The 23,561-nt window shown below is 65.2% G+C and carries 27 protein-coding genes and 1 tRNA gene; 19 read left to right on the top strand and 9 right to left on the bottom strand.

The genetic code is table 11. The features are described 5' to 3' along the window. Window positions 1-44 precede the first annotated feature (44 nt). The 17 genes from C1A13_RS01425 (at window position 45) to C1A13_RS14770 (ending at window position 11,349) form a co-directional block, all read left to right on the top strand. A complete protein-coding gene (locus tag C1A13_RS01425) occupies window positions 45-1,202 on the top strand; it encodes a phage portal protein (RefSeq protein WP_242970793.1) in 1,158 nt (385 codons plus the stop codon). Next, window positions 1,199-2,140: a hypothetical protein gene (locus tag C1A13_RS01420; RefSeq protein ID WP_101548464.1), complete on the top strand. Its 942-nt coding sequence runs from the start codon at window positions 1,199-1,201 to the stop codon at window positions 2,138-2,140. Before C1A13_RS01425 ends, C1A13_RS01420 begins: the two co-directional genes overlap by 4 nt. A gap of 17 nt (window positions 2,141-2,157) precedes the next feature. After that, window positions 2,158-3,183 (top strand): phage major capsid protein, encoded by a 1,026-nt coding sequence (locus C1A13_RS01415; protein ID WP_101548462.1) that lies wholly within the window; start codon window positions 2,158-2,160, stop codon window positions 3,181-3,183. A gap of 191 nt (window positions 3,184-3,374) precedes the next feature. Further along, window positions 3,375-3,725 carry a hypothetical protein gene (locus C1A13_RS01410; protein WP_101548460.1) on the top strand — a complete coding sequence of 117 codons (351 nt, stop codon included), beginning with the start codon at window positions 3,375-3,377 and terminating at the stop codon, window positions 3,723-3,725. Then, a complete protein-coding gene (locus C1A13_RS01405) occupies window positions 3,722-4,069 on the top strand; it encodes a hypothetical protein (RefSeq protein WP_101548458.1) in 348 nt (115 codons plus the stop codon). The genes C1A13_RS01410 and C1A13_RS01405 overlap by 4 nt, the downstream gene beginning before the upstream one ends. Beyond that, the gene (locus tag C1A13_RS01400; RefSeq protein ID WP_101548456.1) at window positions 4,066-4,518 is read left to right on the top strand and encodes a hypothetical protein; all 453 of its coding nucleotides are present in this window, start codon (window positions 4,066-4,068) and stop codon (window positions 4,516-4,518) included. Before C1A13_RS01405 ends, C1A13_RS01400 begins: the two co-directional genes overlap by 4 nt. Before the next feature lie 4 nt (window positions 4,519-4,522). Continuing rightward, window positions 4,523-5,524 (top strand): phage tail sheath subtilisin-like domain-containing protein, encoded by a 1,002-nt coding sequence (locus tag C1A13_RS01395; protein WP_172439119.1) that lies wholly within the window; start codon window positions 4,523-4,525, stop codon window positions 5,522-5,524. 17 nt (window positions 5,525-5,541) lie between these two features. Beyond that, window positions 5,542-5,922: a hypothetical protein gene (locus C1A13_RS01390; protein ID WP_101548452.1), complete on the top strand. Its 381-nt coding sequence runs from the start codon at window positions 5,542-5,544 to the stop codon at window positions 5,920-5,922. Next, the gene (locus C1A13_RS01385) at window positions 5,919-6,305 is read left to right on the top strand and encodes a hypothetical protein (RefSeq protein WP_101548450.1); all 387 of its coding nucleotides are present in this window, start codon (window positions 5,919-5,921) and stop codon (window positions 6,303-6,305) included. Before C1A13_RS01390 ends, C1A13_RS01385 begins: the two co-directional genes overlap by 4 nt. Next, window positions 6,299-7,048, top strand: coding sequence for a hypothetical protein (locus tag C1A13_RS01380; protein WP_101548448.1), 750 nt, complete (start codon window positions 6,299-6,301; stop codon window positions 7,046-7,048). The genes C1A13_RS01385 and C1A13_RS01380 overlap by 7 nt, the downstream gene beginning before the upstream one ends. Next, window positions 7,045-8,022 carry a hypothetical protein gene (locus tag C1A13_RS01375; protein ID WP_101548446.1) on the top strand — a complete coding sequence of 326 codons (978 nt, stop codon included), beginning with the start codon at window positions 7,045-7,047 and terminating at the stop codon, window positions 8,020-8,022. The genes C1A13_RS01380 and C1A13_RS01375 overlap by 4 nt, the downstream gene beginning before the upstream one ends. 17 nt (window positions 8,023-8,039) lie before the next feature. After that, a complete protein-coding gene (locus C1A13_RS01370) occupies window positions 8,040-8,393 on the top strand; it encodes a hypothetical protein (RefSeq protein WP_101548444.1) in 354 nt (117 codons plus the stop codon). Next, window positions 8,390-9,442, top strand: coding sequence for a baseplate J/gp47 family protein (locus tag C1A13_RS01365; protein WP_172439118.1), 1,053 nt, complete (start codon window positions 8,390-8,392; stop codon window positions 9,440-9,442). The genes C1A13_RS01370 and C1A13_RS01365 overlap by 4 nt, the downstream gene beginning before the upstream one ends. 3 nt (window positions 9,443-9,445) lie before the next feature. Then, window positions 9,446-10,012, top strand: coding sequence for a hypothetical protein (locus C1A13_RS01360; protein WP_101548440.1), 567 nt, complete (start codon window positions 9,446-9,448; stop codon window positions 10,010-10,012). Window positions 10,013-10,147: 135 nt separating this feature from the next. Beyond that, the gene (locus tag C1A13_RS01355; protein WP_101548438.1) at window positions 10,148-10,615 is read left to right on the top strand and encodes a hypothetical protein; all 468 of its coding nucleotides are present in this window, start codon (window positions 10,148-10,150) and stop codon (window positions 10,613-10,615) included. A gap of 136 nt (window positions 10,616-10,751) precedes the next feature. Continuing rightward, window positions 10,752-11,012, top strand: a complete 261-nt coding sequence (gene rpsT, locus C1A13_RS01350; RefSeq protein WP_101548436.1) for a 30S ribosomal protein S20 — start codon at window positions 10,752-10,754, stop codon at window positions 11,010-11,012. A 169-nt stretch (window positions 11,013-11,181) separates the two neighbouring features. Then, a complete protein-coding gene (locus tag C1A13_RS14770; RefSeq protein ID WP_158595660.1) occupies window positions 11,182-11,349 on the top strand; it encodes a hypothetical protein in 168 nt (55 codons plus the stop codon). A gap of 48 nt (window positions 11,350-11,397) precedes the next feature. Here C1A13_RS14770 and C1A13_RS01345 read toward each other — a convergent pair whose 3' ends face one another. Further along, window positions 11,398-12,261 (bottom strand): pyridoxamine kinase, encoded by an 864-nt coding sequence (locus C1A13_RS01345; protein WP_101548434.1) that lies wholly within the window; start codon window positions 12,259-12,261, stop codon window positions 11,398-11,400. A gap of 153 nt (window positions 12,262-12,414) precedes the next feature. Between C1A13_RS01345 and C1A13_RS14765 the strand changes: the two genes are divergently transcribed. Beyond that, on the top strand, window positions 12,415-12,591 hold the full coding sequence (locus tag C1A13_RS14765) for a hypothetical protein (protein ID WP_158595661.1): 177 nt from the start codon (window positions 12,415-12,417) through the stop codon (window positions 12,589-12,591). Between the two features lie 59 nt (window positions 12,592-12,650). On the opposite strand, the gene C1A13_RS01340 is transcribed toward C1A13_RS14765, so the two are convergent. Both C1A13_RS01340 and C1A13_RS01335 read right to left on the bottom strand, forming a co-directional pair. After that, window positions 12,651-14,021, bottom strand: coding sequence for a TrkH family potassium uptake protein (locus tag C1A13_RS01340; RefSeq protein WP_242970792.1), 1,371 nt, complete (start codon window positions 14,019-14,021; stop codon window positions 12,651-12,653). A gap of 50 nt (window positions 14,022-14,071) precedes the next feature. After that, window positions 14,072-14,494: a bis(5'-nucleosyl)-tetraphosphatase gene (locus C1A13_RS01335; protein ID WP_101553158.1), complete on the bottom strand. Its 423-nt coding sequence runs from the start codon at window positions 14,492-14,494 to the stop codon at window positions 14,072-14,074. A gap of 238 nt (window positions 14,495-14,732) precedes the next feature. Between C1A13_RS01335 and C1A13_RS01330 the strand changes: the two genes are divergently transcribed. Next, window positions 14,733-14,809 (top strand) — tRNA-Arg (locus C1A13_RS01330). Between the two features lie 226 nt (window positions 14,810-15,035). On the opposite strand, the gene C1A13_RS01325 is transcribed toward C1A13_RS01330, so the two are convergent. From C1A13_RS01325 to C1A13_RS01300, 6 genes are all read right to left on the bottom strand, one after another. Next, window positions 15,036-16,220: a S8 family peptidase gene (locus C1A13_RS01325; RefSeq protein WP_101548432.1), complete on the bottom strand. Its 1,185-nt coding sequence runs from the start codon at window positions 16,218-16,220 to the stop codon at window positions 15,036-15,038. Window positions 16,221-16,460: 240 nt separating this feature from the next. Further along, complete coding sequence (locus tag C1A13_RS01320; RefSeq protein WP_101548430.1) at window positions 16,461-17,870, bottom strand: Sapep family Mn(2+)-dependent dipeptidase; 1,410 nt, start codon at window positions 17,868-17,870, stop codon at window positions 16,461-16,463. Between the two features lie 61 nt (window positions 17,871-17,931). Then, window positions 17,932-19,314, bottom strand: a complete 1,383-nt coding sequence (locus tag C1A13_RS01315; protein ID WP_101548428.1) for an MmgE/PrpD family protein — start codon at window positions 19,312-19,314, stop codon at window positions 17,932-17,934. Window positions 19,315-19,360: 46 nt separating this feature from the next. After that, window positions 19,361-20,671: an MFS transporter gene (locus tag C1A13_RS01310; protein ID WP_101548426.1), complete on the bottom strand. Its 1,311-nt coding sequence runs from the start codon at window positions 20,669-20,671 to the stop codon at window positions 19,361-19,363. A 99-nt stretch (window positions 20,672-20,770) separates the two neighbouring features. After that, window positions 20,771-22,258 carry a sodium:solute symporter family protein gene (locus tag C1A13_RS01305; protein WP_172439117.1) on the bottom strand — a complete coding sequence of 496 codons (1,488 nt, stop codon included), beginning with the start codon at window positions 22,256-22,258 and terminating at the stop codon, window positions 20,771-20,773. A 96-nt stretch (window positions 22,259-22,354) separates the two neighbouring features. Continuing rightward, window positions 22,355-23,386 (bottom strand): LacI family DNA-binding transcriptional regulator, encoded by a 1,032-nt coding sequence (locus C1A13_RS01300; protein ID WP_101548422.1) that lies wholly within the window; start codon window positions 23,384-23,386, stop codon window positions 22,355-22,357. Window positions 23,387-23,561: the final 175 nt, after the last annotated feature.

Genomic DNA, 23,561 nt, shown 5'->3' with positions numbered 1-23,561 from the left:
GGGGAAAACATCTGGTTTGCCCCCGCCCCGAGGGGAGGATCAATTTGAAAATCAGGGATTTTTTCCGGCGGGGGGAGGCGGCGGTCAGCGTACAGACCGCCCGCGAGCCCTGCCGGGGCTGGGACGGCCTGCTGCCGCTGGCCACGCCCGACTGCGCGGTCTATGACGGGCTGCGGCGCGCCATCCCGGTGATCGACGCGGCGATCGACAAGATCGGGCGGCTGGTCGGCGGGTGTGCGCCCGTCTGCTCCAACCGCGCGGCGCAGGCCGAGCTGGAGGCGTTTTTTCGCGGGGTGCCGGTCGGCGCGGTCTCGTGGGGCATGGAGAGCTTCGTGCGCTGCTATCTAGACAGCCTGCTCACCTATGGAAACGCGGTCGGTGAAATCGTGGTCGCGGCGGACGGGAAATCCGTCGCCGGGCTCTATAACGCGCCGCTGCGCAACATCGCGTTCCGGGACGCGGGTTCACCCTTCGGCGTGCAGGTGTGCGCCGCGAAGGACGGGCTCGCCCCCGTTCCCGTCCCCTGGCCCGAGCTCATCGTCTTTTCGGCGCTTAACCCCGCGGCCGGGGAGCTGCGCGGCGCCTCGCTGCTCGCCGGGCTGCCCTTCGTGTCCGACGTGCTGATGAAGATCTACGCGTCGATCGGGCAGAACTTCGAGCGGATCGCCAACCTGCGCTACGCCGTGACCTACCGTCCCGGCGCCAACGCGGTCGACCGGGCGTGCGCCAGGGAGATCGCGGAGAACATCGCACGCGAATGGGCCGACGCGATGGATTCGGTCAAGCAGGGGGCGATCAAGGATTTCGTCGCCGTGGGGGACGTGGACATCAAGGTGATCGGCGCGGACAACCAGATGATCGGCACCGAGGTGCCGGTCCGGCAGATGCTCGAGCAGATCGTCGCCAAGCTCGGCGTGCCGCCCTTCCTGCTCGGCCTCAACTGGTCGACCACCGAACGGATGAGCGCGCAGCAGGCGGATATCCTCACCTCCGAGCTGGAGAGCTACCGCCGCCTGCTCACCCCCGTACTCATCCGCATCTGCACGGTCTTTCTGCGCCTGCGGGGCTACGCCTGCGGCGTGGACATCGCATGGGACAACATCAACCTCCAGGACGAGCTGGAGCTTGCCAACGCACGCCTGCAGAATTTGCAGGCCGACAAGCTCGCGCGGGAACTGGAGCGGACGGAGGAGAACCGATGAAACAGGCAGTCATCCAAAAGGCGGCGGATACCCCCGCGACGGGGGAACAGCTCGCCAAAATCAACCGCTTTTCCCGGCGGGAGCTCTCCGCGGAAGAGGTCTATGTCTTTTCGCTCCTGCTCTGCGACAACGAGGTCGACCGCGACTACGAGCGGTTCCCCGCCGCGTCGCTCGAAAAGCTGGCGGCGCTCTTTGTGGGAAAGACGGGCATCTTCGACCACAACCCGCGCGGAGAAAACCAGACCGCACGCATCTTTGAGACCGCCGTGGAGACCGACCAGGGCCGTCTGACCGCCGCCGGGGAACCCTACGCCGCGCTGCGCGCGTGGGCCTACATGGTGCGGTGCGACAAGAACGCCGATCTCATCCTCGAGATCGACGCGGGTATCAAAAAGGAGGTCAGCGTCGGCTGCGCCGTCGAACGGGCGGAGTGCTCAATCTGCGGAGCGGACGTGCGGGAAAGGCCCTGCTCCCACGAGGCGGGACAGGAATACGGCGGCGCGCTCTGCTGGCACGAGCTTCGAAACCCCACCGACGCCTACGAATGGTCGTTTGTCGCGGTCCCCGCCCAGAAGCGGGCCGGGGTCACCAAGGGCGCGCATACCGCCGGGGAGGATCTCGTCAAATCGCTCGAGGGGGGCGGCGGGGTAACGCTCGGCCACGCGCAGGCGCTTGCGCTGGCAAAGCAGCTCCGGGAGCTCGGCGCGCTCGCCGAGGCCGGACGGGCGCGGCTTATGGAAAAGCGGAAGGAGTTCGTGCGGCTGGCGGCCTTCGCGCTGCCCGCGCTTGACGCGGCCGCCGCCGAATCCGCCGCCGCGGGCATGGACGAAGGACAGCTCGACGCCTTCTGCAAGGGGTTCGCGGGGAAGGCTCCCGCCTTTTTGCAGCTCGGCGGGAAACCGGAAAAGCCGTCCGACAACGGTGCATTTTGTATTTGACAGGAAGGATGAAGCATATGGCAAACTACCAGAATATCCGGCTCGACAAGACGATGTACAAGGCGGGGGTCCCCTTTTCCGACCAGCTCGAAAAGCTCGATCCCTCCGCCGCCTACGCCGGCACCGAGCTGGCCGGGCTCGACGCCTTTCAGCGCCAGCTCAAGCGGTTCGACATCCGGGTGAGCGGTCCCAAGAGCGATACGATCGCCAAGTTCTTCGGCACGAGCGATTCCGCCGCCCTCTTCCCCGAATATGTGGCACGCGCCGTCCTGCAGGGCATGGATGAGAGCGCAGTGATCCAGAGCATCATCGCGTCCAAAACGGTCATCAACTCGCTCGACTACCGCACCATCGCCACCGCCGACGGGCACGACGTGTCCGCTTCGGTCGTCGCCGAGGGCGCGGCCATCCCCGAGACGGTCATCAAGCTCAAGGACAATCTCGTCCGGCTCACCAAGCGGGGCCGTATGCTCGTCGCCTCCTATGAGGCGGTCAAGTTCCAGCGCATCGACCTCTTCTCGATCACCCTGAAGCAGATCGGCGCCTACATCACCAAGGCTCAGCTCGCCGACGCGGTGAACGTGCTGATCAACGGCGACGCGCCCGGCGACGCCAACGGCAACGCCGCCGAGGTCGTCAAGACCGCCGAGGCCGGCAAGCTCTCCTACGACGATCTGCTCGCCCTGTGGGGCAGGTTCAGCGACTTCCAGATGAACACGCTGATCGCCTCCCCCGACATGATGCAGAAGCTTCTTGTCCTCACCGAGCTGCGTGATCCCGTCGCCGGACTCAACTTCACCGGCAGCGGCATGATCGGCACCCCGCTCGGCGCGAACGTCATCCGCTGCGCCGCCGTGCCCGCCGGCACCATCGTCGCGCTCGACAAGAACTTTGCGCTTGAGATGGTCACCGCCGGCGACATCACCGTCGATTACGACAAGCTCATCAACACCCAGCTTGAACGCGCCGCCGTCACCTCGACCAGCGGGTTCGCCAAGATCTTCCCCGACGCGGTGAAGGTCCTGACGCTCAAGACCGCGTAAGGCGAGACGCAAAAAGCGCGCCGGAGGGCGCGCGGCAAAGCGGCGGAAAACGCGCGGGCCCGAGGAAACGGGCCCGCGCAGCCGGGCGGGGCGAAGCCCCGGACGGCCGGACGCCGGAGGCGGCCGGTTTTCCGCCGCGCAATGGGGGTGCGGGGGAAATGTGTTCCCCCGCCGTGTAAAGGAGGCGTTTTATGGATACGGAAGCCATTTTCAGCCGATTTGTGCGGCTGGCGGGGCTGGAGACGGACGGGGCGGAGGGCTGGAAGCCGCTCTGCGCGGCAGCGGCAGCGCGCCTGGCCGAACACCTGCTGCCGGGCGCGGACGCGGCGGACGAGCGGCTGCTGCTCGCCGCCGCCGGGGAGGCCTGCTACCAGTACGCGCTCTCCCGGCAGAACACGCAGAGCATCCGGGTGGGGGATATTTCCCTCTCCCCGGCGGAGGACGGCCTCGAGGGGACACGGCTGCTGCGTGACGAGCTGCTCGCAGGGGCCGCCGATCTTCTGGACTGCGGATGCGCGTCCTTCAGGCAGGTGGAGGCATGAGCATCGCCGGGGCGGTGACGGCCGCCATCAGGCAGTGCGGCCGGGAGACGGCGCTCGAGCAGGACGGGGCGGTCTTCCGCTTCTTCGCCTGCGTGCAGCCGCGCGCCTACGACACGCAGGCGCGCACGCAGAACATTCAGTCGCGGTTCGGGAAAATCGACCCGCGGCAGTTCATCTACTACGGGCCGCTTTCGGGTGGTGGCGAGCGGGTGCGGGAGGGTTCCATCCTCACGGTGGGGGGCGAACGCTATGAGATCCTGCTCTGCCACGATTTTTACTGCGGCGGCGATCCGGCGTTTCGCTGGGCGGCGGCGCGGCTGGTAAGGGAGGAATCTGAAGCATGACTGATCCGCTGACCGGCCTGCGTGCGGAGATGGCCGCCTTCCTGCGGGAGAGCCCGCTTCTCGAAGGGATCGCCGTCCGGGAAGAGTTCCCGGGCGGTTACAAGGGAGTCCCGACCCGGCAGGCCTGCGTCGCGGTCGGGATTTCCGGCGTCGAGCGCGCCGCCGCGCCGGGGGGACGGGTGAAGCTCACCCTGCGGTTCGACATCCTCTGCCCGCCCGGCGGAAATCCCGGCTGCCACGGCCTCTTCGACCGGCTGTGCGGCGCGCTCTTTTTCCAGAAGAACGCGTTCGGCGCGGTGGAAATCCACTGCGGGGACGCCGCGTTCGACCGGGAGACCGGCTGCCTCGTGCTGACCGCAGAGGCGGTCCTCGCGGGGCTGCTCCTTCCGAATGAGGACGCGGAGGGCGAAGGATTCACCGACATCATCATCAAGGCAAAGGAAGTGTGACCCTATGATCAAACGACCTGATTCCATGCGGCCCGGGGTCTTTATCCATACGAGCGTGCGGCCTTATGCGGGCGGCTGTCCCGCCGGGCGGGGCGTCGCCGTCGCCGCGCGGGCGGGCGCCGGTTATTCCGGGTCCGGCGTGGCCGAGCTCTACACGCTGGCCGACGCCGCGGCGTTCGGCACGGAGAGCGTCCTCTACGGCATGGCGCAGACGCTGCTTGCCGCGGGCGTCGTCCCGGTTTACGCCGCCGCGGCCGGTGAGGACTACGCCGCCGCGCTCGCCGCGCTGGAAACCGAGGAAAATCTCTTCGTGGTGGTATGCGACGGGGGCGCCGAGGCGCTCTGCGCGCATGTGGACGCCTGCTGCGCGGCGGGAAGGGAGCGGGTGGGACTGCTCGCGGTTGCGGGGACCGAAGCGGCCCGCGAAACCGCCGCCGCGGCCGACAACCGCCGCGTCGCCGTCCTGTGCGACGGGGGGACGAACACCGCGCGTACCGCGGCGGCGTTCGCGGCGGCCCTGGCCGCCGCGAACGCGGGCAGCCTTTCCGGCCTCGCGGTCCCGCTCGACATCCCCTTCGACGGCGGGCTTACCGCCGCTGAAACGGAAGAATTGCTGCGCGCGGGCGTCACCCCCTTTGAGCGGTGCGGCGGCGAGGTGCGGTGCGTGCGCGCCGTCACCACAAGCCGCACGGTGAACGGGCTGCCCGACAGCACCTTTTCCGCCCTCTCCACCGTGCTCGCGGTGGACGAGGTGGTCGGCGCGGTGCGCCGCGCCGTCCGCGCGCGGCTGCGCGGGCTCAAAAACAACGCCGTCACGCGGGAGAGCATCGCGTCGCAGATCACCGTCGAGCTCGAGCGGGAGCGCGCGCTCGGCGTGATCGACAGCTACCGGCCGCCCCGGGTCGCCGCCCACCCGGACGACGCGTCCGTCTGTGTGGCGACGCTGTCGCTGCGGGTCGCGCCCGAGATCAACCAGATCGTGATCGCGGCCGACATCGTGGTTTAGAGCGGAAGGAGGACAAAATGGCATTTATCAGTTTCCCGACAAGCAAGGACATCTACATCGAGGTGGACGGCCGCCGCCTGGCCACCGCCCAGAGCTACAAGGCCAAATCCACCCGCGAGAGCCGCTATGTCGAGGCGTTCGGTTCGGCGGAGCCGGTGGGCACCGTGGGCGGGCGCATCCGCCACGTGCTCGAACTTGTGCGGGTGGTCGTCTCCCCCGCCTCCGACGTGGACTTCTTTTCCCTCGAGGACTTCAACGTCGTCATCGTGCGGCCCGACGGCAAGATCATCTATTCCGGGTGCCAGTGGTCGGCGATCGGCGAGGACGCCCCGCTGGGCGACCTCGTCTATGAGAGCCTCACCCTCGTGGCGCGTTCGCGCATGGAGGTGCGGTCATGAGGCGCGGCGCGGCGGAGCGTTTCACCGTCCCCTTTGAGGGGCGCGGCGTCCATTTTTGCAGGCAGAACGCCGCCCAGCGCCTTTCCCACCGTCAGCGCGCCTGCGCGATGATGCCCCGGCTCGGAAAGCGGGGGCTGGGCGGCGAGGAGGCCTACGCGCTCGCCTACAACTGCGTGCTGCTCTGGCAGACGCTTGACGGGCCCGACCGGCTGCGCACCCCCGCGGGGGCGCTGCGCCGGTACACCCTCGGGCAGATCGCCGGGCTCTGCCGCCTCTACTGGGCGCAGGGGGACCTGCCCTTCGGCGGGGCGGAGGAGGACGGCTTCGACCGGGAGGAATATTCCTTCAACGAGAGCTTTTCGGAGGAGGAATTTCCATGCTGAACCTCGACGCCGAGCTGGCCGAAAACCTCAAGGTCTATTCCGACTACACGAAATCCCGCGCGGCGGTCAACTACCCCGCCAAAATGGACGTTCCCATGGTGTGGGACCGCTATCTGGACACCGCGCGGCCGGTGGGGGACGGGCTCTCCACCGGGCAGGCCGCCTACACGCCCGCCCTGCCGGACTATGAGGCCGCGGGGTTTGAGGACGCCTCCCCCGCCCCGGTGGGGTGGCGGGTTTCCGGCGAGGGGGAGGGAGGCCTGCTCGGGCAGGGGGGAGGGAGGCCTGCTCGGGCAGCTCAACGACCGCCTCAAAACCCAGGCCCGGCGCTACCCGCACCCGATCACCAACGAAATGGAGGACTTCTCATGAGCAGGATGCAGTATGGGGAGTTCGTCTTCCCGCACAATCCCAGGCGGATCGAACTGAGCTATACCGGGACCCTCGCGCCGCAGGTCTTCCCCGGCTGCGGCGCGGCGGTGCAGGAGCTCGGCCCCCGCTGCCGCGTCGCAAGGTGCGAGGGGGAGGTCTTCGCCCCCACGCCCGAGGGCGCGGCGGCAAAGCTTGCGGAAATCTCCGCGGCCTGCACGGGCGGCGGGTTCGCCCTCCTCTACCTGCCCGCGGGCGGCAGCTTTGAGGCCGCCGTCTCCCGCTTCGCCTACATGGCGCAGGGGGACGGGCGGGTGCTTACCTACACGCTCGAATTCGTCGAACGCGCCGCACAGAGAGGGGTGGGCGCATGACCGAACTGACCGGCGAATGGTCCTGCACGGTGAAGGATTCGGCGGATAACGCCGTTTTGCTGCCCGCGCCGCTCGAATGGGAAATCGTCAAATCGCTCGACTCGCCCGCGCACTCGTTCGAGGGGATTTTCCCCTGCGCGCGCGCCTGCGGCGACCTGCGCTCCGTCGAGGTGAAAATCGGTGGGCGGACGCTCTTTTCCGGCAGGCCCGACGAGGCGGCGGTCACCGAGGACGCGGACGGGCGGCGGCTCAAGCTGATCGCACGCAGCATCGGCGCGGTGCTGCTCGACAACGAGGCCCTGCCGCAGACCTATACCACCGGGCTTTCCCTCACCGAGCTCTTCGACGAGCACATCCGGCCCTACGGCTTCTCCACACTGATCACCGACTTCGACGTCTTCTTCAACCAGTACCAGATTTTGAAGGGGACGAGCGAATGGGAGGCGCTTTCCAACTTCTTTCGCAACGGGAGCCAGGGGATCGCCCGCATCGACGACGCGGGACGGGTCGTCTGCAAGATGAATCCCGGAGAGGGAAGCTTCCATCGAATCTCCAACCGGGACGCGGGGGCCCAGCGGTACACATGCCTCAAGATCACCGACAACCGCTACTCCCCCATCACCCGGTTCGTCATCCGCGACGACGACGGCGCGTACAGCTACGCCTACAACAACCCCGAGGCCTCCGCGCTCGGGCTCGTGCGCAAGCGGTACCTCATTCCGTCGGTCGAGTACACGCTGACCCCCACCGGCGGCCAGATCGACGCGATGCTGCGCATCCGCCGTTCAATGCTCGGCAAGCGGGTGGTCACCGTCACCTGCCCCGGACTGCTCGATATCTCGGTCTGCGACACCGCGTCCGTGTCGGGCGGATATGAGACCTTTGAGGGGCTGCTGGTGCACCAGGTGCGGCACCGGCTCGCTTCCTCCGGCGCGTCGACCGAGCTCACGCTCGTCGACCGCGGCTACCTGTAGGAAAAGGAGGGCGTATGATGGACGCTTTGCTCATTGACGGCGGACACCTCTGCGATTCTCTCGGAAGCCCCGTCATGGTCGGCGGCGAACGGGAGCTTTTGCAGCGCGCCGCCATCCGGCTCGCGGTGAGGCGGGGAAGCCTGCCCCACGATCCCGCCTTCGGCAGCACGCTGCACCGCCTCGGCGCGGACGGCCCCGCCGGAGCCCGCGACGCGCGGGCGCTCGCCGACGCGCGCCTGGCGCTCGCCCCCCTGCCGCAGTTCGAGGTCCGCGCGGCGGAATGCGCGTGGGAACCCGGCGCGCGGCGGCTGACGGTGCGGGTCACCCTCGCGCTGGCGGGGCGGGACTATCAACTGGAGGTGGACATATGAACGAACAGGAGTTTTACCGCGCGATGACCGCGCGTTACAGCGCGCTTTCCGGCTTCGTCCCCGACGAGGCGTCGGACATCGCGCTGCGCTTTCACGCGCTGGCGGGCGAGCTCGCGGACTTTTCCGCGCGGCTCGACGAGGCCGCGCGGCAGTCCGACCCGCTGACCGCGAAGGGCGAGGCGCTCGACGCCCTCGCCGCGCTGCGGGGGATTTCCCGCAGGCCCGCCGCGCACGCCGCCGGGGAACTCACCTTTACCCGCGCGCCGGGAACGGCCGGGGAGGTTCCGATCCCGGCGGGGACCGCGTGCGCGGCCCCGGACGGGCGGGTGTATCTCACCACGGACGCGGGAAGCATCCCCGCGGGGGAGACGTCCGCCACGCTGGCGGCGCGGGCCGCCCTGGCGGGCCGCGGCGGCAACGCCGCCGCGGGCAGCGTCACGCTGCCGCGCCGCCTCGCGGCGGGAGTCGCGGCGGTGGAGAACGGCGCGCCCTTTGCCGGCGGGACGGACGCGGAGGGGGACGATTCGCTGCGCCGCCGCCTGCTCGCCGCCTGGGCCCGCCCCGCGAACGGCGTAAACGGCGAAAGCTACCGTGCGGCAGCCGAGGCGTGGCCGGGTATCGGAAGCGCGGCCGTATGCGCGGGAGAACGTCCCGGTTCCCTCACCGTCTATGCGGCGGCGGACGGAGCGCCGGCCGTCCCGGAGGCGGTGCTTGCCGGTCTGTCGGAGGCGCTCGGCGGGATGCGCGCCCCCTGCGACACGGTCACGGTCGAAAGCGCCGAGGCGGTCGCCGCCGGCGTCTCCATTGAGATCGAAGCCCCGGCGGAATGCTTTTCCGAGGTGCGGGAGGCCCTGCTCGGCCGTGTCCGGGAGACGCTCGACCGCATGCCGGTCGGCGCGGGGCTGCCCGTGGCGCGCCTCTGCGCGCTCGCAATGGACCGCGAAGAGGTGACCAACTGCCGCGTCCTGCTGCCCGCCGCCGACCTGGCGGCCGGCCCGGCGCAGGTGCTGCGGGCGGGGGAACTCTCCGTCACGCGGATGGGAGGGTAAGCGATGGGGCTCTTTCCCCGGACGGCCGCGACCGGCCTCTATGACCTGAGACCCGGCGGATCCGTCTTCCGTGAGCTTTCGGCCTACGAAGCGGCGTTCGCGCTGCTCTCCTCCGCGCTTGAGCGCTGTGAGGCGTCCTTCTTTTCCCCGCGCGCGGACCGCGCGCAGCTCGAGCGCCTCTGCGCCCTCTGCGGCTTTCGCGTCCCCGCCGGCATGGAGCTTTCCGCGCTGCGGGAGGCTTCCGCCGCGCTGGCGCGCGGCCCGGGCTGCACGCCCGGGGCGCTCGAATCCCACTTTCGCGCGCTCGGCGCGGACCTCTCCCTGCGCGAACAGGACGGACAGAACCGCGTCCTCGCGGAGGGGTTGGGCGCGGGCGGGCTCATTCCGGACAACGCGGCGCTCCTCCGGCTGCTCGCGGCGCTGCTGCCCGTGGGCGTCGGCGCGGCGGACAACTTCGGCAGCCTCTCGTGGGAACGGCTGGACGCGTCCGGCCTCACCGCCGCGCAGCTCGATGAAAAGGACCTGGCCTGGGCGGAGATCGACGCCGGGCAGCTCCCGGAGACCCGCTGACCGGGCGAAAAACCAGCCGCCGCGGGCGGCTGCCCCGCGCGGCTTTGCCGTGCGGGAGGCGGGCGGCATGCCCGCCGTTTTTCGCCCCCGCGCCCCCCGGCCGGGGCACGCCAACCTGAAAAAGGAAGTGAAGCAATGGCAAGCACCAACAGCACGGAACATCTGCAGCTCAACCAGTGGAGCGGCACCGACCGGCCCAAGATGGCCGACTTCAACGCGGACAACCAAAAGATCGACGGAGCGCTCCACGCCCACACGGCCGACGGTGCCGCGCACGTCTCCGCGCAGGAACGCGCGGCGTGGACGGGAGCCGTCCCGGTGCTCGGCAGCTACGAGGGGGACGGACAGCCCATGCAGGAAATTTCCCTCGGGTTCTCCCCCGCCTTCGGAATCGTCTTTGCCGCCGGTGAAAACCCCTTCCAGCCGGTCGACCAGACCACCGTCGCCCTCCGGGCGGCCTTTCTCGCCGGCGGCGGTTCTTCACAGGCCGCGCTGGTCACCGAGACGGGGTTTTCGGTGCTCAGTTCGGCAACGCCCGTCTCCGGACGGGTCGCCGCCCTCAACGAGGCGGGCGTCACCTATCAATATCTGGTCTTTCGCTAAAAAAGAGGGGCGGCGCGGTGCGCCGCCCCTCTTTTTTGCAGGAAAAATTTCTTGCGGGGTATTGCATTTTTTCAAAAAAGATGCTATCATAACTTGTACTGTCTGATGATATCCAGCGGACAAGGAGGTGTGAACCATGCCGAATATCAAATCTGCGAAAAAAAGAGTGCTCGTTGCCCAGAAGAAGGCGCTTGAGAATAAAGCGGTCAAGACCAACCTCAAAACCGTGCTGAAGAAGGCGGATGCTGCGGTTGCCGCCGGTGCCGCCGATTCTGCCGACGCGATCCGCGTCGCGATCAAGAAGGTCGACCAGGCCGCTTCGAAGAACATCCTGCACAAGAACGCCGCCGCGCACAGGAAGTCCGCGCTTATGAAGAAGCTCGCCGCCGCCAAATAAGCGGCTCCATGCAGCCTTTTCTCTGTGACACTGTCACCTCCGGTGGCAGTGTTATTTGTTTTTCCGGGCCGCGCGGGGCCGCCCGGCCCGGTTGACGGTTTTCCCATTTTGCGGTATCATAGTAGCTGGTGAAAATTTCGGCGCCTCGCGCGCATGGAGGGGAATCCCGATGGATCGCAACGACAAACGCTTTCTTTCCCTGTTGTGGCTGGTGGTCCCGGTCGCGCTTGCCGTTCTGGTATGCTGCGTCACGGCGGGGTATTCCATCTACCGCCGCGCCGTGGAACGCGCCTACCACGAAACCAGCTGGGGCGGCGGGAACGACCTGCCCTTCTGAATCCGAATAAAAAGCCCCCGACTCATGGAGCCGGGGGCTTTTCAATGTTTAAAGCGGCTTGTAGCCCTTGAGGATCTCATCGTGGGTCAGCCAGCCGAGGCACCGCTCGAACATGACGCCGTAGCGCGTGTCAGTCCCATAGCTGAAGGTCGTCTTGATCGCCAGCTCGACGAACCGGGTCGCGCGCGCCATCGCGATCGGAAAGCTGTCCCCCCTGAGCATCGCGCCGGTGAGCACGCTTGCGAAGATATCTCCCGTGCCGGGATAGGCCGCCGGGACATATTCGTACCCCACGTACCAGAAGGCGTTGCGCCCGCGGTCGTATCCCACGGCCGCGCATTCCCCCGACGCCAGTTCCACGCCGGTGATCACCACGTGGCGCGGGCCGAGTTCTCCCAGCCGCGCGAGCATGCTTTTGAGCGGCTGGCGCGCGAGGGGTTCGGGACGGTAGGGCTCGCCGAGCAGGATGGCCGCCTCGGTCGGATTGGGGGTGATGACCGCCGCGCTGCGCACGAGGCTGCGCATCCGCTCCATCAGCGCGGGGGTGCAGGTGCGGTAGGGCTTGCCGTGATCCCCCATCACCGGGTCGACGACGGCCAGCGCGTCCGGCCACGCCGCGATGAACGCGGCCACGTCGTCCGCCTGCGAGGGGTTGGAGAGAAAGCCGGAATAGATCCCCTCGAACCCGAGCTCCAGCCGCTGGTAATGTTCGAAGCAGGGGCGGATATAGTCGGTCAGGTCGCGGTATTCCACCTCGCCCAGCCCGCCCGTGTGGGTGGAGAGGACCGCCGTCGGCACCGGGCAGACCTGGATCCCCATCGCGGAGAGCGTGGGGGTCACGACGGCGAGCGAGCTCCGGCCGAAGCCGGCCAGCCCGTGGATGGCCGCGACGCGCGGCGGACGGTCCGTCATAACATTCACCTCACAAAATTGGAATTCATTTCCTCGGATAGCCGTTTCCAGAAAGTTTGCGTAATCGCTCCGCCGCGCGCAGGGCATACTGTCAGTATGGGACGCATCGGGTGCGTTCCGCGGAACCAACTAAATTTACGGAGGTGCAATCCTATGAACAAAACGGCGGCGACAGCGGTGACCGGCGTGGCGGTGGCAATGGCGGCGGGTACCGCGGCTTATATGATGAACCACAAAAAGAACCCCGGCAAAAAGCTCAAGCAGAACGCGACCAAGGCGATCAAGACCCTCGGCACCGTGCTGGACAGCGTGGAGTATATGATGCGGTAAATGCCCATCGGCGGAAATTGCCGTTCGTCAGAACGGCAATTTTTCATGCAACAACGCCCTCAGCCGATCTGGATCTTCCCGACCGGCAGAATTTCCTTGCGGTTGGCGGTGGGGCGCATGGCCAGCGCGAGGAAGAAGGTCACCGGCCCGAGGCGCCCGATATACATCTCGAAGATGAGCAGGATGCGCGACAGGGTGCTGGCGACCGCCGAGATGCCCGCCGAAAGCCCGACCGTCGCGAATGCGGAGACGCTCTCGAAAAGCGCGTCCACGCCGGTGACCGCGTGGGTGCCGCTCATCGTGGCGACGATGCAGGCGGCGGTGATCGTGACCGCGAGAATCCCCAGGATCATGACGGCCAGCGATTTATAGACCGCGCTCTTCTCCACCTTGCGGCGGAAGATGACGGTGTCCTCGTCGCCGCGCACGACGCTATAGACGGTCATAAAGATGACCGCGAAGGTCGTGCACTTGATGCCGCCGCCCGTCGAGCCGGGCGCCGCGCCGACAAACATGAGCAGCGAGGAGAGGATCTTGGTGATGTCGTGCATCGGCTCGAGCGGGAAGACGTTGAAGCCCGCCGTGCGGCAGCTCACCGAGTGGAACCACGCCGCGCCGAGCCGCTCCCCCGTCCCGGAAAGCCCTCCCAGGGTGAAGGGGTTGTTCCACTCGCAGACGGCGGTAAACGCCATCCCCACCAGGATGAGGGAAACGGTGGAGACGATGACGATGCGGGTGTGGAGCAGCAGTTTTTTGGTGCGCCGGTACTGGAGCAGGTCGTGGATGACGATGAAGCCGATGCCGCCCACAATGATGAGCAGTCCCACCGTGCCGACGACGATCGGGTTGCCCACGTAGCCGGTCAGCGATACATACGGTTCCGCCCGCCCGAAGATGTCGAACCCGGCGTTGCAGAAGGCGGAGACGGAGGTGAACACCGAGATGAAGATGCCCTCCGCCCCGAACTCGGGCACGAACACGGTCGCCAGCAGGAGCGCGCCCGCCGTCTCGACGGTCAGCGCGGTGATCATGACCACCTTCATGAGCTGGTTGATGTCCGGGCCGGTGGACGCGACCGATTCCTGCGCGAGGTGCATCCCGCGCAGGCCGAGCTTGCGGCCGATCGCGATGTTGAAGAAGGTGGTCAGCGTCACGAGTCCCAGGCCGCCGATCTGGATGAGCGCGAGGATGACGCACTGCCCGAAGGCGGACCAGTAGGCGTAGGTGTCGTGCACGACCAGCCCGGTCACGCAGGTCGAGGAGGTCGCCGTGAACAGGCAGTCGAGAAAGGGGGTAAAGGCGCCCGTACGGCTGGACACGGGGAGCATCAGCAGCAGCGTCCCCACGAGGATGACCGCGGCAAAGCTCAGCGTGATCGTGCGCGTGGGGAAGGAGAAGAGCCAGCTCCTCCGGATAGGTTGTCGATCCAAATCAGTTCGCCTGCGCTTTCGTAATCATTCGGAAAAGCCGCCGCGTCCGTTTAGTGTTCCCGGTCCTTTGCCAAAAACCGCTTGGCCTCGTTGATGAGGTTTTTGTCGTTGCGGAAGGTGACCATCCCGTCCGCGTCGTCCAGCAGGCACCACTGGTACTCGCTGATTTCCTCCTCCTGCCGCCTGACGGTGTCGTCCCCGCCCGGATAGCCGAGAAAGTAGACCACCTGCTTTTTGACGTGCGGCTTGGGGAAATACTCGACGCTCTGCCGGAAGCCGTCCCGCAGGTTGACGTCCAGCCCCGTCTCCTCCTTGATCTCCCGCAGCGCGGTCTGGTACTCGTTTTCCCCCGATTCCACATGCCCCTTGGGGAAGGACCAGTGCCCGCCGTTGCGGTGCTTGATGAGCAGGAGTTCCACCTTATCCTGTTTTTTGCGGTAGACAAGCGCCCCGCAGGATTTTTCGCGAATCATCCGTTTTTCCATTCCTCTCTTTTGCGGCGCCGAATCCGCGCCTGAGTCGCGCCGGCCGCCCGTGTGCCCGCGGGACTGCCGCGCCCGGTGCACAGCACCAGCATATACAGTTATTAATATATCACTTTTTATGGGTCTTTAAAAGTGGGTTTTGGATTTTTCTGCGAAAACGCCGAATCCGGCCCCCCGCGTTCGGTTGACAAAAATATCCCTCCGCATTATAATATTATGGTGTTATGCGCCCGTAGCTCAGTCGGATAGAGCGACCGCCTCCTAAGCGGTAGGTCGGAGGTTCGAATCCCCTCGGGCGCGCCAAAAAACCGAAGGCTTTGCCTTCGGTTTTTTTCATACTGACGTCCGATTTTCCGCCTCCGGCTCTAAAAACCTCCTGTCACCCCCGAAGGGGAAAGCGGCAGATGCCGTTCGGCCTGCCGCCGGAGGCGAACTTCTTAAAAAGCGGTTTTATTGCATTTCCGCTGGCTGGAAGCCGCGTTTCAGCCTTCGGAAGGAGGCCGTCCGCCGTTCTTTCACCGGTTCTGTTTTACAGGCGGTTGGCCAGTTCAAACATGGCGTTCACGTCCAGCGCGCCGCCGGTCAGGACCTTCCCGGCCAAGCCGGGGATTTTCACCGCGCTGGATAGGATGATGTTTTTGATCGTCGAGGCGGATAAGGCGGGCATATACGCCTTCAGCAAGGCCGCCGCGCCGGCGACATGCGGCGCGGACATCGAAGTGCCGTTCTTGGGCGTATACCCGCCCTGCAGGTCCAGGCTGAGAATACCGGTTCCGGGCGCGGCGATATCCACACTTTCAAATCCATAATTTGAAAACCGCGCCAGGGTGTGATACGGGTCTATGGCCGCGACGGATAGGATGTTGCCGCTCGTGTAGGAGGCGGGATAGATGGGTGCGGCGTCGTTATTTGTGCCGGAGTTCCCCGCCGATGCTATAAACAATCCGCCGTACCGGTCGATCGCATCTTTCAATGCGCGCGAATAGGACCGGCCGCCCCAGCTGGCGTTGAGGATGGGGATCTCAAATTGATTCGCAAAATAGATCGCCGCGATGGCTGACGCGACGTCAAGGCCGAATTTCATGGAGACCGTCTTTACTTTCCAGCATACCCCGGCAATGCCGATCCCGTTGTTCCCCACTGCGCCTACGGTACCCGCGACATGGGTGCCGTGTCCGTTCAAGTCCATGGAATAGCGATCGTTGCCGGCGAAATTCCACCCGTTCTCCAGCTGCCCGTCCGGTGAGGCCCACATGTTTGCCCGGATGTCCGGATGCGTATGGTCTATGCCGGTGTCTATCACGCCGACCGCGACTTGATCGCTCCCCGTCGTATAGTTCCATGCCGCGGGCGCGTGGATGTTTTGCAGCCCCCACAGCCGGCTGTTCAGCGGGTCGTCGGGAATCAAGTGAAGGTCTTCCAGATAGTCCGGCTCCGCATACGCGACATGAGGATTGGCCGACAGCCGTTCGACCGCGTCGTCCACCGCGGCTCCATCCCTGCTGTTCAGATGGACCAGGATCAGATCCAACCCGCCGCCTTCGCCGCCCGTCCCGTTTGAACGAAATATGTACTCCGCTTTTTCATACGCAAGTTCGTTTAAAACACGGCCGGCCGCATCCCCGGACGCGTTTGGTGAATCGGGATCGCGATGGATGGCAACAATGATTTTTCCCGCCTCGTATGGATTGTGAGAGTCAGCGCCAAATTGCACAACTATACGCCCCCTTTGCTGGTTTTATTCTATGAGCGACCCCTTCCCTTTGTTACCGGCCGGGCGGATGGGACCGTCCCTTCTCCCTCATTGGTAAAATCCCATCGTCCCGTTACGGCCTATTGCCCGTACACGAGGATCTTTACAAGATCCTTTTTCTTTGCCCCAACGCGGCCTTATACAAAAAGGCGGCCAGGCTTCGACTGGCCGCCTTTTCCGATCCGCTTCGGGCAGGCTTCTTCAGCCGCCCAGCTCTTCCGGCTCCAGTCCCTGCATCCGCAGGACCGCCAGCGCGTAGACGAGGAAGCTCTCGTCCAGGGTGGACAGGCTGGTCCCCTCGTCGGGGCCGTGGCAGTCGCCCACAAAGTCCGGCTTGATTTCCTCCCCCGCCAGTCCCGGGCCGAAGCTCACCGCCCGCCGGAAGCACCGGGCGTAGGTGCCGCCGCCCCAGGTATAGGCGGGGGCGGCGCTGCCGGTGACCTCCCTGTGCGCGTCCAGCAGCAGCCGGATCACCGGGTCCTCCTCCGGGATGAAGAAGGGCTCCGAGTAGTTGATCAGGGAAAACGCGGACCCCGCCGCGCCCGCCGCGGCCTCCAGGCGTTCCGCCAGCCCCGGGCCGGTGACGGCGGCGGGATAGCGGATGTTGATGTTCTGCCGGACGACGCCGTCCCGCATCCGGATCACCCCGCCCACGCAGGTCAGGGCGCCCAGCGCGTCGTCCTTACAGTCGACGCCCAGCCCTTGCCCATAGGGGGACAGGTGCAGCCGGTGCAGCAGTTCAAAGAAGGGGCGTTCGTCCTCGTCCGTCAGACCTTCGGTCAGCAGAAAGTCCACCAGCAGACCGATCGCGTTTTTCCCCCGCTCCGGCATGGCGCTGTGGGCCCCCACCCCATGAGCGGTGATTCGCAGGAGGCCGTCCTCCGTCGCCGCCTCGATCCCCTCGCGGCCCAAAGGCAGGCGGCCCCGGAATTTTACCAGGCAGACCGCCCGCTCGGGAATCATGTTGCTGGCCTCCCCCGCCTGGATATCCACCACGTTCCCTTCGAGCTTCGGGGAGACGAACTCCCCCTGGAAGAGCCCCTTTTCGCCGTTGCAGACCGGGAACAGCGCGTCGGAGGAGAGGCAGAAGAGGGGCTGGGGCTGGGCCGCCAGATAGGGGCCCACGTCCCCCATGCCGGTCTCCTCGTTGCAGCCCATCAGCGTCCGCAGGGTGTAGCGAAGTTTGATCCCGCTCTCCCGGAAGAATTTGGCCAGATACATGCAGTAGACCAGCGGACCCTTGTCGTCGTCCGTCCCCCTGCCGATCAGCCAGTCCCCCCGCCGCTCCATCCGGAAGGGCTCGAACGTCCAGCCCTCCCCGGCGGGCACCACGTCCAGATGGGCGATGGTGGCGATGTGCGCCTCCCGCTCTCCGGGCAGGTCGAACCAGCCCATGCAGTTCTCGTGGCTGTGGGGCTCAAAGCCCATCCGGGCGGCGATCTCCAGAGCGCGGTCCAGTGCCCGGCGGGGTCCCTCCCCGAAAGGCGCACCCGGTGCGGGGCTCCCCTGCACGCTGGGGATGTCCACCAGCGCCCCGATGTCCGCGACGATGGCCTCCCGGTTTTCCCGCAGGAATTCCCGGGCTTTTTGAAGCAGTTCCGTTTCCTTCATCGTGATTCCCCCATGACGGAACGGATGCCCCCTGTGCAGGGGGCATCCGGATGTAAATGGTTTATTTCCCGGCCAGCAGGGCGGTCAGGTCGTTGAGGTCCGCGCAGTCTTCGAGCTTCTCGACGCCGTCGGCGAATTTCGCCGCGTTTTCCGCGCCGATAAACTCCGCCGTCCGGGCGATGAAGAATTCCTTCTCCTCCGCCATCGTGAAGTTGTTGCGGGGATGTCCCTTGGGTCCGCGCAGCGTCTCGCTGAAGACCCGTCCGTCCCTGCAAACCACCTCCACCGTGGTTTCGGGGAAGGTGCCCTGCCAGAAGATCTCGAACATGTGCAGGCGGTTGGCCTGAGGGCCGAAGTATTCCACAATTCCGGAGAGCTCGTTGAGTTCCTTACTGGAGCGGCTCTCGAGGCTGTACCAGTCCTCCGACGGCTTTTTTCCGGTGAGGTAGCAGGCAAAGCAGTAGGGCAGGCTGTACTCCGCCTGGATGAGACCCATGGGCAGCGGGTTCTCGGCGCTGTAGATATCGATGATCGGGGAGACCCGCACCTTGGCGATGTCCGCGAGCGTCAGCTTTTCCCGGGTGCAGATGTTGTCCAGCCCGTCCAGCGGCGCCTGGACCCAGACGTTGGCGGGCCAGTGCTTCAGCAGCGTCTCGTTGATGTAAAAGGTCTTGCCCAGCTCTCTGTCCATCCAGTCCCAGTCGCACTTGTTGGAGACGTAGAGCCAGTAGCCGGTGTCCCCTTCCAGCCCGTCGGCGTAATATTCAAAGCCCTGCCGGGTGATCTCCGCGCTCTCCGCGCCACTCCTGCCCGCGATGCCGTGGGCGTAGTGGTAGATGTCCCCGTCGCCGTCCTTGCCCATGAGGGTGGGCGCCTGATAGGCGGCCAGCGAGATGCAGGCGGCCATCTGGGCGGCGTCCAGGCCCAGCATCTTGCCCGCCGCGACGGCGGACGCGAAGATCTGCCAGTTCACCAGCCCCCAGCCCCGTCCCTGGGCGAGGTAGGTGTCGAAGTCGGGCTGGACCGCCATGGCGATCCGCTGGTAGACCTCGTAGGCCGCTACGATGGCGGTGATCACTTCCCTGCCGCCGGCATGCTTCTGCTCGCCGTAGGCAAAGGAGGCCGGGATCGCCCCCGCCGAGGCGTGGCCGGTCCAGGTGCAGTCCTCCCAGTCGAGCACATCGGCGGCGGTGCCGTTGGCATACACCGCGTCGGAGGGACTGACCCGCACGCCCTTGGCGCCCCAGATGGTGGCGTCCGGGCCGCTGCGGCGGGCCGCCGCAACGGCGGCCGCGTTCACGGTGGGGCTCATGTTGCTGCTGGCGATGCTGACGGCGATGGTGTGCAGGATGATCTTCTTGGCCTGCTCCACGACGTCCGCGGGCAGTTCCTCGTATTTCAGCCCGGCGGCGTAGTCCGCAAGGATTTTGGTGTATTCTTTCATAGCTGTTTACCTCCTGATATTGTAATGTGACGGGCGCGCGGGCGCTTTACGCCTGCTCCGCCGTTTGGGCCTCTCCCACGTATCCCTGGAAACCGGGGCGGGTCTCCACCCACAGGGGGTTCTTCTTGCTGGTGGCGACGAGGCCGAGGACCAGCAGGACCGCCGAAAATCCGCCGAAGATGGCGAAGACGGTGTTGTAGGAGCCCACGATGTCATAGGTGAAGTTGAGCAGCGGGAAGCCGAGGGTGCTGCCGATCGTCCGGAAGACCACCGAGTAGCTCATGAACTTGGAGTACTCTTTGAAGCCGAACACCTCGCGCATGAAGACGGGCAGCACGGTGAAGAGGATGATCCCCAGCCCCATGGAAAGCCCGATGACCGGCCCCAGGAAGGACATCGACGGCGTGATGACGAGCAGTGAGGCGATGGCGAGCAGGTAGCCGCCCACGCAGAGGGTGGTGCCGATCCGCACGCCCCAGCGGTCCATCGCCCACCCGAGAGGCAGCAGGAAGACCACCGAGCCGATGCTGAACAGGCCGACCACGTCGCCCGAAAACACCGTATCGAACCCGACCGTGCTCAGATGCGCCGGTACCGCGTAGACCACCGGGTAGACGATGAGGCCGGTGATAAAGGTCCAGAAATAGGCGCAGTAGAGCTTGGGGCTGCGCAGGGCGGACTTGAATTCCGCGCCGGGAAGCACGGACGCGTCCTCCTGCTTCCGGGCTTCCTCCCCGGACTTGCCCTTGATCCCCCACGGCTGGAGCTTTTTGTCGGATGGGCGGTCGCGGATGACGAGGAAGACCAGGATCGTCACCGCGAGGATCAGCCACATGGTGTAGAGCATTGAACTGCGCCAGCCGTCGTTTTCGATCCAGGAGGCGACCAGCTTCGAGGTGAAGAAGGCGCACAGGTTGCTGAAGGTGAACATCGCACTGATGATGGTGGCGCCCTTGCGCGCGAACCAGTTGTTGACGATGTTGCCCACGCTGACCTGGCTGAACAGCGGCCAGATGAAGCCGGAGGCCGCGGAGGCCAGGAAGATCATCGGCAGGTTGCCGGAGATCGCGTACAGGAGCGCCGCGATCGCCCCGGACAGCGCGCCCGCGGTGATGATATATCGAATTTTAAACTTTTTTTCGATCCTTGCATAGAGGAAATAAAGCACCGCCGACACGATCTCGTTGAAGGACTGCGTCAGGGAATAGGCCCCGCGCGAAATCCCCAGCTCCTCGGTGATCGGCACCATGTACAGGCCGAAGGCGTTGCTGAACAGGAATACCGCCGGCAGCGCGATGGCGTAGACCAGGACCACTAAAAACGCGTAATGAAACTTCTTATTGGACGTCTGTCCCATAAATACCCTCCTTTTTTCCTTAAAAACATTGTAACGACCGGGAACGTTCCCAATTCGAGGCGAAACAAATTCCTTCCACACACCGGCCCCGGACGCGGGTCAGGACCCGGCCTTTTCCGCGCGGCGGAGGCTGCGGAATTTCTCCTGGAAATAGTAGGTGGCGTCGATCTCCGCCTGCGTGGGCGCCTTGCCGAACCTCTGCCCGACCAGGCACCCGGCCAGGCAGCAGGGCAGGCCGATCCAGATGGCATCGAGCCCGTGGGGTCTGCCGAGGATGGTCCAGACGAGGGCCGCCAGCCCTCCCGCGACCATCCCGGTGATCGCGCCCTCAGTGTTCATCTTCTTGCTGAACCAGGCGAACAGGTAGGGAATCACCAGCGCGGCCGCGCAGATGGACATCACCACGTCCATCAGCTCCATGATCCCCTGGAACCAGAGGGAGAGGCCGATGCTGAAGACGGTGCAGAGAAGGATTCCCACGCGGCTCAGGAAGATGTCGTCCTTGTCGCTGATCTGTTTCCCTCTCGATTTCATGGCATGCTGGATCAGGTCCTTCGAGATGATCATCCCCCCGGCGAAAAGGGTGGAGGAGGCGCAGGACATGATCGTGGAGAGCACGCCGTAGAGCAGCAGGAGCCCCACCACGGGTCCCGCCTTCATCATGAGGGTGTAAAACACCATGTTGGGCTCCACGCCCGGCCCGAGCAGCACCTTGGCCGCGGCGCCCACATAGCAGGGGATCGCCAGAATGGGGAGTACGAGGAAGGTCCCCAGATAGAGGCCGCGCTTCGCGGATTTCACGTTTTTGGCCGAGGCCACCCGCTGCAGGTCGTCCTGGTTACCCACGATGACCAGCAGGCCCATCGTAATGCAGTAGTAGATCAGCTCCTTCACCCAGCCGAAGCCCTGGAAGAGGGAGAGCGCCTCCGGCTGCCCGGCCGCCTGGTAGTACTGCGCCACCGGCTGCCATCCCCCCAGGCTGAAGAGCACGAAGCCGAGGGCCAAAAAGGGACAGAGCGTCTGGAAGATCGACTGGATGAAGTTGGTGACCATGACGCTGAGGAAGCCGGAGATCGCCGTGTAGAACAGGATGATGACCGCCGATACCAGCACCCCGCGCAGATGGGACCACCCCAGGAAGGTGGTGAACAGGAACGCCAGGGCGTTGAACTGCAACCCCATCATCATGCAGTATTTCAGGGAGAATCCTATGCCCACGGGGTATTGGATGGCCCCGTCGTAGCCGGAAAAGCGCATTTGGTAGAACTCCGCGATGGTGAAGAGCTTCAGCGCCTTCAGACGGCTGGCGAAAAAATAGATCCAGGGCAGGGTGACGAGGTAGAGGCTGGCGTAGCTCCACCAGCTGACCACGCCCCCCGTGTAGCTGGAGGCACACAGACCGATGAGGCCGGCGCTCCCCACCCACGCCCCGATGCTGACCGCCGCGATGACCGTAGAGCCAAAGCGGTTTGCCGCGAGGCCGAAGTCCGCGATCGACTTTGTGGCCTGCCCCCGCAGCACGATGCCGATGACGACCATCGCCACCATGTAAATTGCCATGGCTGCAACAAAAAAGGTAGTGCTCACTTCTACTCCTCCCGATTGCAAAACGGGAACGTTCCCGTTTTGCGGCGCGGCCATTCCTCAAATTCGGCCGCAACACACTTCAAATCTGTCAGAAACTCACGGGTGGGCAGCGTTCCTACCCACCGATTTGCGCATTTCCATCGAGTAGGACATCATCACGTCCCGGTACTCCAGTTCCTCGTTCCGGATCACCTCCAGCATCAGCCTGGTGATGAGTACGCCGTAGTCGTAGTCGGATACAAAGACGGAGGTGATGAACCGTTCCTCGGCGTCGTCCCGCTTGATCGTGACGATCGAATAGTCCTCCGGGCACCGCAGCCCCTTCTCCCGGAAATAGAGCAGGATTGCGGTCGCGTGGCTCATCTCGTCGGCGAAGAGCGCGGTGTATTTCCCCTTCCGGAACGCCCGGTAGAGGCCGCTCAGGTACTCCTCCGTGAGCGTCCGCTCCATCGGCGACCGGTAAAAGGAGTCCTCGTCGTAGGGGATGCCCGCCTGAAGGCAGGTGCTCTCCCACGCGCGCATCCGCGCCCTGCGGAACTGCTCGTCCTGCGGCTCGAAGCCCACGGTCGTCAGAATCCGCCGGTGGCCGTTCATCACCAGGAGATGATAGAGGTCGCAGCTGTAGTAGTAGTTTCCGTGGTAGACTCGGAAGCCGCGGTTCATCTGCAGCCGCTCACCGCCGTACACCACGTTGCGAAACTGGTTGGCGGCCTGCTGCACCTCCGGCAGGTCGTCCCAGCCCAGGGTGATCAGTCCCTGGATCCTCTGATCCCGCAGATAGCGCACATACTTGGGCACATACCCGGGGGCCGGGCTATGCTGGAGCAGATCGTGGACGATGAGCAGGTCGCAGTCGTTTTCCCCCAGTGTGTCCAGGATGCCGGCGATGCGCCGGGATATGGAGGGGTGGCTGAACATGCTGCTACCCAGCGAGAGGATGCCCACCACCGTGTTATGTACGCCCCGCAGGCCCCTGGCCATGTAGTTGGGGGAATACCCCATCTCCCGCATGGTGTCCTCCACGATCTTCCGGGTTTTGGGGCTCACCGAGCCTCCGTTGATCACTCTGGAAATGGTGCTTTTGGAGACCCCGGCCTTTTGGGCAATATCCAGTATTGAAAACTCCATAACCACCCCTTCATTTCCAAAGCTTTTAGGGAACGTTCCCAATCCGTATTATAAATTTGTTCGTTTGGGAAGTCAAGATGTTTTTTACGAATCATCACTTGAGACAAATCTTTCTTTTCAAACTTGGGCAAACTACCCACCTTCCCCGGCACACATTTACAAAATTTACCATTTT

This window comes from Anaerotruncus massiliensis (ex Togo et al. 2026) (assembly GCF_900199635.1).
In the GTDB taxonomy this organism is placed as follows: Bacteria; Bacillota; Clostridia; order Oscillospirales; family Ruminococcaceae; genus Anaerotruncus; species Anaerotruncus massiliensis.
Note: the sequence above shows the minus strand (reverse complement) of the source record. Positions and strands in the feature narration are given on the sequence as shown.

Coding starts and splice junctions, on each gene's coding strand:
- C1A13_RS01420 (WP_101548464.1), top strand. CDS start 1,199: ATGAAACAGGCAGTCATCCAAAAGGCGGCGGATACCCCCGCGACGGGG.
- C1A13_RS01415 (WP_101548462.1), top strand. CDS start 2,158: ATGGCAAACTACCAGAATATCCGGCTCGACAAGACGATGTACAAGGCG.
- C1A13_RS01410 (WP_101548460.1), top strand. CDS start 3,375: ATGGATACGGAAGCCATTTTCAGCCGATTTGTGCGGCTGGCGGGGCTG.
- C1A13_RS01405 (WP_101548458.1), top strand. CDS start 3,722: ATGAGCATCGCCGGGGCGGTGACGGCCGCCATCAGGCAGTGCGGCCGG.
- C1A13_RS01400 (WP_101548456.1), top strand. CDS start 4,066: ATGACTGATCCGCTGACCGGCCTGCGTGCGGAGATGGCCGCCTTCCTG.
- C1A13_RS01395 (WP_172439119.1), top strand. CDS start 4,523: ATGATCAAACGACCTGATTCCATGCGGCCCGGGGTCTTTATCCATACG.
- C1A13_RS01390 (WP_101548452.1), top strand. CDS start 5,542: ATGGCATTTATCAGTTTCCCGACAAGCAAGGACATCTACATCGAGGTG.
- C1A13_RS01385 (WP_101548450.1), top strand. CDS start 5,919: ATGAGGCGCGGCGCGGCGGAGCGTTTCACCGTCCCCTTTGAGGGGCGC.
- C1A13_RS01380 (WP_101548448.1), top strand. CDS start 6,299: ATGCTGAACCTCGACGCCGAGCTGGCCGAAAACCTCAAGGTCTATTCC.
- C1A13_RS01375 (WP_101548446.1), top strand. CDS start 7,045: ATGACCGAACTGACCGGCGAATGGTCCTGCACGGTGAAGGATTCGGCG.
- C1A13_RS01370 (WP_101548444.1), top strand. CDS start 8,040: ATGGACGCTTTGCTCATTGACGGCGGACACCTCTGCGATTCTCTCGGA.
- C1A13_RS01365 (WP_172439118.1), top strand. CDS start 8,390: ATGAACGAACAGGAGTTTTACCGCGCGATGACCGCGCGTTACAGCGCG.
- C1A13_RS01360 (WP_101548440.1), top strand. CDS start 9,446: ATGGGGCTCTTTCCCCGGACGGCCGCGACCGGCCTCTATGACCTGAGA.
- C1A13_RS01355 (WP_101548438.1), top strand. CDS start 10,148: ATGGCAAGCACCAACAGCACGGAACATCTGCAGCTCAACCAGTGGAGC.
- rpsT (WP_101548436.1), top strand. CDS start 10,752: ATGCCGAATATCAAATCTGCGAAAAAAAGAGTGCTCGTTGCCCAGAAG.
- C1A13_RS14770 (WP_158595660.1), top strand. CDS start 11,182: ATGGATCGCAACGACAAACGCTTTCTTTCCCTGTTGTGGCTGGTGGTC.
- C1A13_RS01345 (WP_101548434.1), bottom strand. CDS start 12,261: ATGACGGACCGTCCGCCGCGCGTCGCGGCCATCCACGGGCTGGCCGGC.
- C1A13_RS14765 (WP_158595661.1), top strand. CDS start 12,415: ATGAACAAAACGGCGGCGACAGCGGTGACCGGCGTGGCGGTGGCAATG.
- C1A13_RS01335 (WP_101553158.1), bottom strand. CDS start 14,494: ATGATTCGCGAAAAATCCTGCGGGGCGCTTGTCTACCGCAAAAAACAG.
- C1A13_RS01320 (WP_101548430.1), bottom strand. CDS start 17,870: ATGAAGGAAACGGAACTGCTTCAAAAAGCCCGGGAATTCCTGCGGGAA.
- C1A13_RS01315 (WP_101548428.1), bottom strand. CDS start 19,314: ATGAAAGAATACACCAAAATCCTTGCGGACTACGCCGCCGGGCTGAAA.
- C1A13_RS01310 (WP_101548426.1), bottom strand. CDS start 20,671: ATGGGACAGACGTCCAATAAGAAGTTTCATTACGCGTTTTTAGTGGTC.
- C1A13_RS01300 (WP_101548422.1), bottom strand. CDS start 23,386: ATGGAGTTTTCAATACTGGATATTGCCCAAAAGGCCGGGGTCTCCAAA.